At 58.9% G+C, this 12898-nt stretch carries 9 protein-coding genes; 8 read left to right on the top strand and 1 reads right to left on the bottom strand.

Annotated elements, in window-relative coordinates:
- Window positions 1–108: 108 nt before the first annotated feature.
- The 5 genes from AO064_RS22070 (at window position 109) to AO064_RS22050 (ending at window position 6907) form a co-directional block, all read left to right on the top strand.
- A complete protein-coding gene (locus tag AO064_RS22070; protein ID WP_064054664.1) occupies window positions 109–1041 on the top strand; it encodes a LysR substrate-binding domain-containing protein in 933 nt (310 codons plus the stop codon).
- 143 nt (window positions 1042–1184) lie between these two features.
- Window positions 1185–2609: an aldehyde dehydrogenase gene (aldA, locus tag AO064_RS22065; protein ID WP_064054663.1), complete on the top strand. Its 1425-nt coding sequence runs from the start codon at window positions 1185–1187 to the stop codon at window positions 2607–2609.
- 83 nt (window positions 2610–2692) lie between these two features.
- A complete protein-coding gene (locus AO064_RS22060) occupies window positions 2693–4012 on the top strand; it encodes an MFS transporter (RefSeq protein WP_064054662.1) in 1320 nt (439 codons plus the stop codon).
- 1 nt (window position 4013) lies between these two features.
- Complete coding sequence (locus tag AO064_RS22055; protein WP_064054661.1) at window positions 4014–5231, top strand: mandelate racemase/muconate lactonizing enzyme family protein; 1218 nt, start codon at window positions 4014–4016, stop codon at window positions 5229–5231.
- A 68-nt stretch (window positions 5232–5299) separates the two neighbouring features.
- Entirely contained in the window at window positions 5300–6907 is a 1608-nt protein-coding gene (locus AO064_RS22050; protein ID WP_064054660.1) for a GMC family oxidoreductase, read from the top strand.
- 272 nt (window positions 6908–7179) lie between these two features.
- Here the strand turns inward: AO064_RS22050 and AO064_RS22045 are convergent, their stop codons facing one another.
- Window positions 7180–8094: a LysR family transcriptional regulator gene (locus AO064_RS22045; protein ID WP_012724335.1), complete on the bottom strand. Its 915-nt coding sequence runs from the start codon at window positions 8092–8094 to the stop codon at window positions 7180–7182.
- Between the two features lie 247 nt (window positions 8095–8341).
- Here AO064_RS22045 and AO064_RS22040 point away from each other — a divergent pair, with 247 nt between their 5' ends.
- From AO064_RS22040 to AO064_RS22030, 3 genes are all read left to right on the top strand, one after another.
- On the top strand, window positions 8342–9364 hold the full coding sequence (locus AO064_RS22040; RefSeq protein ID WP_012724334.1) for a zinc-dependent alcohol dehydrogenase family protein: 1023 nt from the start codon (window positions 8342–8344) through the stop codon (window positions 9362–9364).
- Between the two features lie 703 nt (window positions 9365–10067).
- Window positions 10068–11492, top strand: a complete 1425-nt coding sequence (locus AO064_RS22035; protein WP_064054659.1) for a hypothetical protein — start codon at window positions 10068–10070, stop codon at window positions 11490–11492.
- The gene (locus AO064_RS22030; protein ID WP_064054658.1) at window positions 11489–12895 is read left to right on the top strand and encodes an aminotransferase-like domain-containing protein; all 1407 of its coding nucleotides are present in this window, start codon (window positions 11489–11491) and stop codon (window positions 12893–12895) included. Before AO064_RS22035 ends, AO064_RS22030 begins: the two co-directional genes overlap by 4 nt.
- Window positions 12896–12898: the final 3 nt, after the last annotated feature.

Genomic DNA, 12898 nt, shown 5'->3' with positions numbered 1-12898 from the left:
CCGGCCAGAGCGATTGTCCTGCACAACACAAAAATGCATGTTACTCAGGAAATTTTCCGCAAGCCGTGGGATGCTTATGGCTCGTTAGCCCCAGCGCGAGTCCTGTTTATGAAACGCAAAATGCCCGCGCTCAATGCGCTCAAAGCCTTCGAAGTGGCCGGTAGTACCGGCAGTTTTACCCGGGCGGCGGAGCTGCTCAACGTCACGCAAAGTGCCGTCAGCCGCCAGGTGCGCCAGCTCGAAGAACAGCTCGGTGAGAATCTGCTGGAACGCCGGCATCACCACCTTGAACTGACCAGCGCCGGCCGGGTTTTGCTGCGGGCGCTGCATCAATCCTTCGACAAAATCGAGCTGACGGTGCGTAGCATCCAGCAGAAGTCCCACGCCAATCGCCTGCACATCAACGCACCGCCAACCTTCACCAGCCGCTGGTTGATGCCGCGCCTGGGACGGCTGCGTGAGAAGCACCCCGAATTGGAGCTGAGCATCACCACGCGTTTGCAGGACAGCCTGGCGGAAACCAGCACCCTGGACTGCGCGATCCGCTTTGGTGATGGCGAATGGGATGGGCTGGACAGCTCGCTGCTGCTCCAGGAACGGCACATTGCGGTGTGCGCGTCGTCCTTGTATACGCGGGAGGCGAGCGAGGGCGGAATCGACCTTAATCGCCTGACCTTGCTACATGTGTTGGCCAGGGAAGATCAGCGTTACCTGACCTGGAAACACTGGCTCGACGCGGCGAAAATCAGCGGCGTGGATACCCAGGGCGGCTATGAATTCGACCTGCTGGACCTGGCGATTCGTGCGGCCACTGACGGCTTGGGCATCACCATTGCCGACTGGCACATGGTTGCCCCGGAGCTGGCCAGCGGGCAGTTGACCCAGGTACTGAACGTGCATGTGGAAGGGCATCAATCCTACTGGTTGGTGACTCGGCCTGAGCAGACGTTGATGCCGCAATTGCAGGTGTTCAGCCAGTGGTTGCAGGAGGAAATCTGGTTGGCGCAAAGGCAGCTCGAACCCTCCACCGCTGCCAGCTGACCCCCAACCCTCACGGGAAATTTGATTCCTTCCTGGGTAACCTGCATTTTTTGAATGTTACGCCGCTCAATAAATCGTTTGTTCAACCCCCTCAGGATGCCAAGACTGCGGGGACTGGATAAAAACAACGATGGGCGATTCACATGCGACTTGAGCGAAATTTTGTAAACGGTCACTTCATTGAGCCTGCCAGCGATGCGCTGATTGCGGTCTACAACCCGGCCACCGAAGCCTTGGTCGGTCAGGTCTCGGCCGCCACCAGCGCTGAAGCAACCGCCGCCGTCGAGGCTGCCGCCGCCGCCCAGAAGCGCTGGGGCAAGCTCACCAGCATCGAACGCGCCGAGCACTTGCGCTCATTCGCCGACGCCTTGGAGGCCTGCGCCGAGAGCATCGGTGCCGCCCTGGCCGCTGAGTCCGGCAAAAGTGTCAGCGACGCCAGCAACGAAGCTCGTTACGCCGCGCAAATCACCCGTTACCACGCCGAGTGGGCGCGGCGGATCGAAGGCGAGATCATTCCCAGTGACACCCCGAACGAAAACCTCTTCCTGCACCGCGAACCGATTGGAGTGGTCGCCTGCCTGATCCCGTTCAACTACCCGGTCTACACCTTGCTGCGCAAAATCGCCCCGGCGCTTATTGCCGGTAATACCGTGGTGGTGCGCCCGAGTAACAACACCCCGACCTCGGCGTTTGAAATCGCCAAGGCTGTGCAGCAATCCGGTTTACCGGCTGGCGTGGTCAACATATTGACCATGGACCATGCCACCGCCGCAACGGTCTGCACCCATAAAGCCGTCGGCTTGATCACCCTGACCGGCAGCGTCAACGCCGGGCGCATCGTGCTCGATTATTGCAAGACCAACATCGCCAAGCCGTCCTTGGAACTGGGCGGCAAAACCCCGGCAATCATTGAAGCCGACGCTGACCTTGAAGCCGCCGCCAGCGCTATCGTCGCGTCCAAGACCACTCACTGCGGCCAGTTGTGCACGGCGGTGGAGCGGGTTTACGTGCAGGAAAGTGTCTACGAACAATTCCTCGCGTTGCTCAGAGCCAAAATCAGCGCCGTGAAGTTTGGCGACCGCGCCACCGACGCCAGCCTGATGGGCCCGTTGGTCAACGCAAGCTCGCGGAAAAACATCCACGCCATGGTCGAGCGCGCCGTCGTCGACGGTGCTGTACTGGAAACAGGCGGTTTCATTCCTGAGGGCAACGGCCATTTTTACCCCCCGACGCTGTTGAGCCATTGTCGCCAGGACATGGAAATCATCCAGGAAGAAATCTTCGGCCCGGTGCTGCCAGTGCTCAAGTACCGCGACATCGACGAAGCGCTGGCCATGGCCAACGACCACCAGTTCGGCCTGTCATCGGTGCTGTACACCGAGAACTATCGCACCACCCTGAAAGTCGCCAACACCATCGAGGCCGGCGAGTTGTACGTCAACCGGACACCGGCCGACCCTTACCAGGGCTTCCACGCCGGGTGGAAACGTTCGGGCCTCGGCGGTGATGACGGCAAGCACGGCATGCTCGAATTCACCCAGACCCGGCTTGTGGTGATGAAGTACTGATCCACCCGAAATACGCCTCACGCCACACCTATAAAAACAATTATTGGGGCCCCCGGACCACCGGGCTGCCCGAGGTCTCATAGATGTCCAAGCCTGCAACCACTGTTGCCGCTGTTCAGGGTTCGAACGCGGCTGCAAAAAGCCGCAGTGACAAGGGAAGTCGCTACATCCAGTTAATGCTGTTGGTGCTGGCCGCCGGAGCGATCTACCCGATCCTGTACCTGCGGCAGGTTTACCAGACCACCATGCTCGAGGTGTTCCAGATCAACCACAGCGAGCTGGGTTATCTGTACTCGATGCTCGGGACAATTTTCCTGCTGAGCTATTTGCCGAGCGGTTGGTTGGCCGACCGGATCGCGCCGCGGTTTTTGATTTTCTTTTCGCTGGTGGCCACCGGAGCCTTGGGGCTTTGGTACTCCACGGCACCGTCGATGACCGGTTTGATGATCATCTTCGGTTGCTGGGGCCTGACCACCGGCCTGACGTTCTGGGCCTCGGTGCTCAAGCGGGTGAAGATGATTGCTCATCACACTGAACAGGGCCGGTTCTTCGGCATCCTCGACGGCGGTCGCGGCCTGGTCGAAGCGTTGCTCGCAACGGTCGCCCTGGGGCTGTTCGCGTTCTCCACTGAAACCCGTGGCGAGTCCGCCGCTGAAGGTTTCAAGCACGTGGTCTACCTCTACGCCTTCACCTGTATCGCCATCGGCTGTGTGCTGGTGCTGATCAAGGACCCGAAGTCGATGGAGGACACCGCGCCAGTGGAAAAGGGTAAATACAACCTGCTCAGCGACCTGACCACACTGGTGAAAATCCCCGAGCTGTGGTTGGTGACGGCCATCGTGTTCTGCGGCTACCACATCTTCTGGGCGACCTACAGCTTCTCCGATTATTTGCAGGGCGGCGGCATGACCGCCGTCATGGCCGGCACTATCACCACCATTAAGCTGTGGATGCGCCCGATTGGCGGTATCGGTGGCGGCTGGCTCGGTGACAAGTTCTCGAATATTTCGGTGCTGATCGTGGCGCTGTTTCTGGCGACGTTGGCGATGGTCGGCCTGATCGTGTTCCCGGCGCTCAACAGCATGGGCCTGCTGGTCGGTACGGTGATCTTCATCGGCCTGATGACGTATGCGATTCGCGGTTTGTACTGGGCGATCCTCGACACCTGCAACATTCCGCTGCGCATTACCGGCCTGGCCATCGGCATTGTCTCGGTGGTCGGTTACCTGCCGGACGCCTTCATTCCATTGATCAACGGTTACCTCACCGAACACTTCCCCGGCGCCCTTGGTTACAAGCTGTATTTCGGCTACATCGCCTCCGTCGGCCTGATCGGGACCGTCGCGGCCCTGACCTTGCGCGCGCGTATCAATCGTCAATCTTCTAATAAAACAGGTGCCTGAGATGAAAATCGTCGCCCTTGAAACCCATATTGTTGCCGTCCCGCCACCGCATATCGGCGGCATGTATTGGCTGTTCGTCAAGCTCAAGACCGATTGCGGCATTGAAGGTGTCGGCGAAATCTACGCTGCAACCTTCGGCCCCAAAGCCATGCTGCCGATCATTGAAGACGTGTTTGAACGCTACTTGCTCAACCACGACCCGCATCACATCGAACGCTTTTTCCGTCAGGCTTATTCGAGCGGCTTCACTCAGCGTCCCGACCTGACCATGATGGGCGTGGTCAGCGGCCTGGAGATGGCCTGCTGGGACATCATCGGCAAAGCGGCGAACAAGCCGGTCTATGAATTGCTTGGCGGCAAGGTCAATGAGCGTCTGCGTTCCTACACCTACCTGTACCCGGTCAACAGCCAGGGTGAGTACGACTACGACGACCCGGACCTGGCTGCCGAATGCGCTATCGAGAACATGAATAACGGCTTCACCGCCGTGAAGTTCGACCCGGCCGGGCCGTACACCGCGTACTCCGGTCACCAGATTTCGCTGGAAGTGCTGGAGCGCTGCGAAACCTTCTGCCGAAAGATCCGCGAAGCGGTGGGCGACAAGTGCGACCTGCTGTTCGGCACCCACGGGCAAATGGTCCCGTCCTCGGCGATTCGCCTGGCCAAGCGTCTGGAGAAGTACGACCCGTTATGGTTTGAAGAGCCAGTGCCACCGGGTCAGGAGGAGGCGATGGCGCAAGTCGCGGCCAAGACCACCATTCCGATTGCTACGGGCGAGCGGCTGACCACCAAGTACGAATTCTTCAAGCTGTTGCAGGCTGGTGGTGCTTCGATTCTGCAAATGAACGTAGCCCGTTGCGGCGGGCTGCTGGAAGCCAAGAAGATCGCGAGCATGGCCGAGGCCTATTACGCGCAGATCGCACCGCATCTTTATAACGGGCCGATTGGTGCGGCGGCGAGTTTCCAGTTGGCAACCTGTACCCCGAATTTCCTCATCCAGGAAAGCATCATGACCTGGGGCGGTTTCCACGCCGAAGTCCTGACCAAGCCGCTGCAGTGGGAGGACGGCTACATCATCCCGTCCACCGAGCCGGGCCTTGGGGTGGAGCTGAACATGGACGTGGTGCGCAGGCATTCGCCCTATACCGGTGAGCGTTTACACCTGCAAATGGCACCGGCCCCGGCAGACGTCAAAGACACATCGCCGGCCAGAGGCTGAAGGGATTTCCCGTCGTTCAGTTGCGGGAATGGGTGTTTTTTAAATAACGACTTACGCGGTAACCGTGCATGACATACGACTACATCATCGCTGGCGCCGGCGCGGCCGGCTGTGTCCTCGCCAACCGGCTATCGGCCTCCGGCAAACACACGGTGCTGCTGCTGGAAGCGGGCGGCAAGGACAGTTCACTGTGGTTCAAGATCCCGGTCGGCTTTGCCAAGATGTATTACAACCCGACCTTCAACTGGATGTACTACAGCCAGCCGCAGAAGCAGCTCAACAATCGTGAAATTTATGCTCCGCGCGGTAAGGTCCAGGGCGGTTCCGGCTCGATCAATGCGATGATCTACGTCCGTGGCCAGGCCCACGACTTCGACGACTGGGCCGCCAACGGCAACGACGGCTGGGGTTTCAAGGACGTGTTGCCGTATTTTCGCAAACTGGAAAACCACCCGTTGGGCGAAAGTGAATATCACGGCGGCAATGGCCCGATCAGCATCACTCCGATGAAAGGAGAGACCCATCCGATCTGCGATGTGTTCCTCAAGGGTTGCGATGAACTCGGTTACCCGCAGAGTGACGACTTCAACGGGCCGAAATTCGAAGGCTCGGGTATCTACGATGTCAACACCAAGGACGGCCAACGCAGCTCCAGTAGTTTTGCGCATCTGCATCCCGCACTCAGCCGCCCGAATCTGACGGTCGAACATTACGCACTGGTGGATCGGGTGTTGTTCGAGAACGAGCGGGCCAGCGGTATTTCCGTGACCCAACACGGCGTGGTCCGCGCCTTCCAGGCGCGCAAGGAGGTGATCCTCTGCGCCGGTGCCGTCGACACACCGAAGATTCTGCAGCTATCCGGTGTCGCCGATCAGGCGTTGCTGGCCAGGCACCAGATCCCGCTGGTCAAACACCTGCCAGCGGTGGGGCAGAACCTTCAGGATCACTTGTGCGCCAGCTACTACTACAAGGCCAACATTCCGACGCTTAATGACCAGCTCAGCTCGCTGTTCGGGCAGTTCAAGCTCGGCCTTAAATACCTGCTGACCCGCAAGGGTGCCTTGGCGATGAGCGTCAACCAGGCCGGTGGTTTCTTCCGTGGCAACGAGTCGCAGGCCAACCCGAACCTGCAACTGTACTTCAATCCGCTGTCGTACCAGATCCCGAAAAACAACAAGGCCAGCCTCAAGCCCGAGCCGTATTCCGGCTTCCTGTTGTGTTTCAACCCCTGCCGTCCGACGAGTCGTGGGCATATCGAGATCCAGTCGAATAACCCCCGGGATGCGGCGCTGATCGACCCCAATTACCTCAGCACACAAAAGGACATCGACGAAGTGATCCAGGGCAGTCGGCTGATGCGCAAAATCATGCAGGCGCCGGCCTTGAAAAGCATCACGGTTGCAGAAGTACTGCCGGGGCCAGCGGTCGAAAGCGATGAACAGATGCTGCAGTACTTTCGCGAAAACAGCGGTTCGATCTATCACCTGTGCGGTTCGTGCGCGATGGGGGCGGATGTACAGACGTCAGTGGTCGATAAACGGCTTAAAGTCCATGGTCTCGATGGTCTGCGCATTGTCGATGCATCGATTTTTCCCAATGTGACGAGCGGCAATACCCACGCCGCAGTGCTGATGGTGGCGGAGAAGGGCGCCGACCTGATTTTGCAGGACGCCTGATTCGTTGCCATAGTGATTGAACGTCTGCCGATTTGTTTTTGTTTAACCTGAGTAGTCGACAATACGAAAGCTGGGGTCGATGGTTGTCGAACCCTTGATCCACCTGACCAAGAGGGAACGGAGCTTAGCCTTAGACTGGGGGCATCCTTTTCAATCCGTCCAAAGCATGCCCTCAGATGTGCTCCCACTGTAGCAATCCACTGGAAGTGAATGGAGCTCTATGGTTTGTGGAAAGGCAGAAATGATCAGCCGAACAGCCTGCCAGACGAAACCTAAAGACTCTCAGGGTCGCCAAAAAACATCTGAATCCGCGACCGCAACCACCGCTCTCCCGGATCATTATCCTGCGAGCCACGCCACGCCATGTGCAGCTCAAAGCTGCGCACCGGTAACGGCGGATCTTCCGCCCGCAACCCGCCCGCCGAGGTCAATGCTTCGGCCGCGTAGTCCGGCACTGTCGCCAGGATGTCCGTGCCCGCCAGCAACGTGCCGAGGCCGTTGAACTGTGGCACGGCCAAGACCACATGGCGTTTACGGTCGAGTTTTTCCAGCTCCTCATCAATGAAGCCGCTCAGGTCGCCGGCAAAGGACACCAGCGCGTGAGGGCGGGCGCAGAAGTCGTCCAGGCTCAGAGGGCCCGGCACGCTGTCGGCGCGCAGCAGTTTCGGCAGGCTGCGGCGCAGGACTTTGCGTTTGGCGTTGGCCGGCAGGTCGGCGGTGTAGCTGACGCCGATGGAGATTTCGCCGGAGGCCAGCAGGCCGGGCATCAGGATGTAGTTCACGCGACGTACCACCAACACGATGCCGGGTGCCTCGGCGCGCAGGCGCTTGAGCAGTTGCGGCAGCAGGGCGAATTCGACGTCGTCGGACAGGCCGATGCGGAATACCGCGGTGCTGGTGGCGGGGTCGAATTCGGCGGCGCGACTCACTGCGGTGGAAATTGAGTCCAGGGCCGGGGAGAGCAGGGCGAAGATTTCTACCGCTCGGGCTGATGGCTCCATGCTGCGCCCCGTGCGCACGAACAGGGGGTCATCAAACAGCCCGCGCAGGCGTGACAAGGCTGCGCTGATCGCCGGCTGGCCGAGGAACAACTTCTCGGCAGCACGGGTCACACTGCGCTCGTGCATCAAGGTTTCGAATACGATCAAGAGGTTAAGGTCGACACGACGCAGGTCGTTACGGTTCATCTTGTGTCCTGGAAGAGTCAGCAAACTTGACGAGAGCGGCCGTATAGGAAGAATGACCGGCATGAATCTTACGGGCAAAGACTGTTACTCTGCACAAGAAAATTGAGTTTTCTTACAAGAGCTGAGGTCTATTCCTCAGTTGCGGAATCAATGACAAGCATGTCGACTATTAATGGCGACCGGTGGTCTTACCCGGAAAGCCCAGATAGAGTTCATGGCATTAGAGGTTACTTTGACGAGGTTTGCGATGTCCCGCACGATCCGTTTTCACAAGTTTGGTCCGGCCGAGGTGCTCAAATGCGAAGAGCATGCAGCCGCGCAGCCCGCACCGGGCGAAGTGCAGGTGCGTGTCGAAGCGATTGGCATCAGCTGGTATGACATTCTGTGGCGCCAGAACCTGGCGTCTTCCCATGCACGCTTGCCGTCCGGCCTTGGCCATGAGATGGCCGGGGTTGTGGTCGCCTTAGGCGATGGCGTGGATGACTTGGCGGTGGGCGATAAGGTGGCCAGTTTTCCGGCCGAGAGCCCTAATGATTATCCGGTGTATGGCGAACAAATCGTCCTGCCCCGTTCGGCCCTGACCCGTTATCCGGATGTCCTGAGCCCTATCGAAGCCAGCGTGCATTACACGCCGCTGTTGATCGCCTACTTTGCCTATGTGGACCTGGCACGCGTCAAACCGGGGCAATTTGCGCTGGTGACTGACGCCAGCCACTGCGCCGGCCCGTCCTTTGTGCAACTGGGCAAGGCCTTGGGGGTACGGGTGATTGCCGCCACTAAGGACAGCGCGGAGCGTGAGTACCTGCTGTCCCTCGGTGCCGAAAAGGTCATTGTTACCGAAGAGCAGGACCTGCTGATGCAAATCAACAAGTTCACCGATAACCGTGGCGTAGACGTGGTGTTCGATGGTTTGGGCGGCCCGCAAATGTCGTTGCTCGGCGACGTATTGGCACCCCGTGGCAGCCTGGTACTTTATGGCCTGCAGGGCGGTAACCAGACACCGTTCCCGGCGTGTGCGGCGTTCCAGAAGAACATTCAGTTCTTTGTGCACTGCATCGGTAACTTCACCGGCAAACCTGAACTGGGCATTATCCAGGACCAGGTGGCCTTGCAGCGAGCCCTGCGGGATATCAATCAACTGACCGCCGACCGCGTGCTGGTGCCACTGAAAACCACCGTATTTCCTTTCAATCAGTTCGTCGAAGCGCACCGTTACATGGATGAATGCCCGTGCCGCGAACGTGTCGCGTTGCAGGTCGAAGCTGTTTAGTGTGTAGGAATGTTCTCTAACAAACACTGCTTGCCCCTGGCACATGGGGCAAATGCGCCATTTGGCAGGGCTGAACCTGCATAGCCCATCAGGTGCCTGCCCGGCACGCTAACCCCTGAATCGTGACTTTTTAGCTGACGCCGCCCTGAATTCCAGCGCGGCGTCTTCGTGTGCGCGTAGTTAATGTGTGGCCCGTTATTCATCTGCACTGCTTTTCGTCCAACTTCTGTATCTATTAATCATTATTCCAACACTGATAATTGCGCCTTCACTTTCATCTCAAGGACTGAGCAATGATTGATTATCTGACACTACTGTCGCGAGTACCTGTAACTAATTGCGCGTCAGGCGCGCGACCACAAGGAAACAGGTGGGTGCCTGAAAAGTATCAATCCAATAAGTGGGAAAGTTGGTTGAGTTACAGGTCGGACGTTTCTTTTAATAATTGGTTAACGGTGTGTAAGCGCTTGTCGGAAAGCTCCTAGGAGTGCAAGCGAATCCATTTGACCCCAGTAAATCCGGTGGCTTACGCGCTTGCAGGCCTTGGGTGCTGCCCGAGGATACCTGTGTCGCTTTGTTGCGCAGTGCTAGTGTCTAGTCATCGGCGTACAAGGTTGTGCGCAAATTTCTTACACACGCAATAGGTCGAGCAAACACGCTCAGCGGTTGCTTGAAACCAATATTTCAACTCAGGTAGTCAGCAATGAGCACTATTCACGAGCAGGCCATGAATTATGTTTACCAACAAGTGCTGCAGCGTTTGATCGGGCACTTCGCTCGCGTAGAACGAACGGCACTCCAGTTGTTGGTCCAACGTATCGTTGTGGCAGCGGGAGGCATGGAGCAAGTGGGGGACTACAAGGTGTTGATTGCCCATGGTGGCGGCGCCGTCAGCAGCTATACGTTAGCGCTGTTACGTGCTGCACAGTTGACCATTGCTGGCCGAACACCCCGGACCTTTCAGTTGCGCGTTGCAACATTGCGACACGCAGGCATGACCGAAGGGACGCTCAACGGCCTCAATCAGGGCTACGGCCGCCTGTTTCTCCACGATGATCCAAGGGTTGAGCTACTCATGGTGGAAAACCAGGAGGTATTGCCCTTCAACCCTCTGCGACCCGCCTCTACGGTTGGGCGCGAAACCAGCCAACGCAATAGGTTGATGGTCGGCCACATGAGCTCAGGTGACTGCCGCACGACCCTGTGCAGTGATACTTACCTTGCCCTGGGGGATTTCTACCAGCGCGTCACCACGTGGAGCGGCGGCGTGCACGCGGTGGTCAGCGGTGACTCCCCGCGCAAGCAAGGTCAGTATCTTGCCTGGCTCAAGGGCATGGCCGCCGGCGCGGGTGTCGCCATGCCGGAGACCTGGCCATCGTCGCTCACAGGTTTATTTGCACGCATGGACGAGTTGAGTGTCGGTTACTACCGCGATGTGTATGGCGAGCACTATGCGCCAAGTGACAACCCCAGCAAGTCCGGTCACCGTCACTTGGCCTATATTGGCATTGCCGATTTGCTCAGCGACGCAGACCTCTCATCCTCGTCCATGCTCTCCGAGTTCATGGCCTTTACCCCTGATCCGCTGGGGTTTCATTTCAGCCATCCGAACTATTCCAACCCCCTGTTGATGGCCCATTTGCGTGGGTTGCAGGCCCAATCCCTGCGAGACCTGGATTATGAGGCCGGCGTTCAGGGCTTTATCCAGCAGGCGACCCACTACCTGCGCCGCATGCACGTGCCCGAAACGTTGCTCATCGAAGCGGGCAGCTGTGAAGGGCGCACCCTAGCGAGCACGTACGCCCAGCAGTTCTTTGGCCTGGACGAAACTCAATTGATTTGCCTGCTGTTCTCGCCGTTTATTCATCATGGAGAGCGGCTGGAAGGCTACTTGCGCCAATGCCATCCGGGCATGCTGGTGGCCCTGCCTGAACTGCACAAGGTCCTGCAGGGCAAGCCGTCCGCCGATATGCTGCAACAGTGGGTCACCGACACCAGCGGCTTACCAATGCCAATGCTGCAGCACCTTTACCGCAAGCGTCCATCGGTTACCGCGAGTGGCAAATTGCACGATGCTGGCGCAGTGTCCGGCGACAGCGCGCAGGCCTGTCAATTGTCCGGGCGATGACACTGCACGGCGAACGACAGGCGGATTTCGCGTATCAGGCGGTTTACCGCTACCTGATCAACTTGATCAACCAAGTCAGCACCGATACTCGGGTAAAACTGCCATCCCTGCGGCAATTGGCCGGGCGCCTGAACGTATCGATATCGACGATCCAGTACGCGTACGCATTGCTGGAGAAGGAGGGTAGGGTGTATTCGGTAGCCAAGTCGGGTTACTACGCCTGGCCTCTCTCGGCAAACTCGCTGACGTGGGCCGGTGGCGATCTGCTTGACCGGCTCTATGCCGCGGCACGGCGTCCGGGCATGGTGGTGCTCAGCGGGGATGAGCCCGCGCTGCTGGCCTCTTTGGATGGAACCCTGTTGCGCCTGGAGCGGGAGTTGGTGCGCCACTACCCGGCCCAGGCGCAACCCTGGTCCCAGCCGTGTGGCGTATGGGAGCTGCGTGCGGCACTGGCGGCACGCTACACCTCGTCACCCACGCGCTGCTGGCATGCCGATGATGTATACCTGGGGGCCGATCTGCGCGGTGTCCTGGACATCCTTATCGACGTACTGGGCCTGAGGGGGACTACGGTGATTGTGGAATCCCCCTGCGACTGGCTGATCCTGCGCCTGCTCCAGGATGCCGGGGTGCGCATTATCGAATTGCCCTGGACGCCGGAAGGGTGCCTGGATCTGGCGACCCTTGAGCAACTGCTGTGCGATGAGTCGGTGCATCTGGTATTGCTATCGTCCGTGGTCAGCCTGCCCTCTGGGGTCGCCCTCTCTGACCGCGACCGCGTGGCGGTCGCGCAAATGCTCGATCAGTACGGTTGCTGGCTACTGGAAAACGATACCTTTGGCGAGCTGGGTTTCAAGGAGCCGCAGGCGGCGTTACGCGAACTGGTGAACCCTGAGCGACTGGTGGTGTTTTCCTCTTTCGAGAAAATACTCGGCTCGGAAGCCCCCTATGGCTACCTGCTGTCCCGGCGCATGAGCAGCGAACTGCAGCGCCAGTTCCTGTTGCGTTCCTTTCGCTTATCGTCGATCCGCCAGCGCGCGATTGCCCGCCTTTATCAAAGCGGACGAGTCGACCAGCACCTGCGCGAACTGCGCTTGCAATTACGCGAGCAGGCGGAGGAAATGAGCCAGCGCCTCGACCGGCACCTGGGGGATCAAGTGGCGTACCGCGTGCCGGCCGCCGGGGCGGTGTTCTGGCTGGCTTCCACACGGACGGTAGACATGCGCCATGTGTTCCAGCAATTGCTCACCCAGCAGGTGGTGATTGCCCCTGGCGAGCTGTTCAGCGTCAGCGGCCTGCACCAGCAGAATTTGCGCTTGAGCAACACCTTTCATGGGCAACCCAACTTGGATATCGCGCTGACCGCCATCAGTGAGGCGCTGCGTCAGGCTCAGATTGGATGATTG

It is taken from the genome of Pseudomonas marginalis, assembly GCF_001645105.1.
Lineage (GTDB): Bacteria > Pseudomonadota > Gammaproteobacteria > Pseudomonadales > Pseudomonadaceae > Aquipseudomonas > Aquipseudomonas petroselini.
Note: the sequence above shows the minus strand (reverse complement) of the source record. Positions and strands in the feature narration are given on the sequence as shown.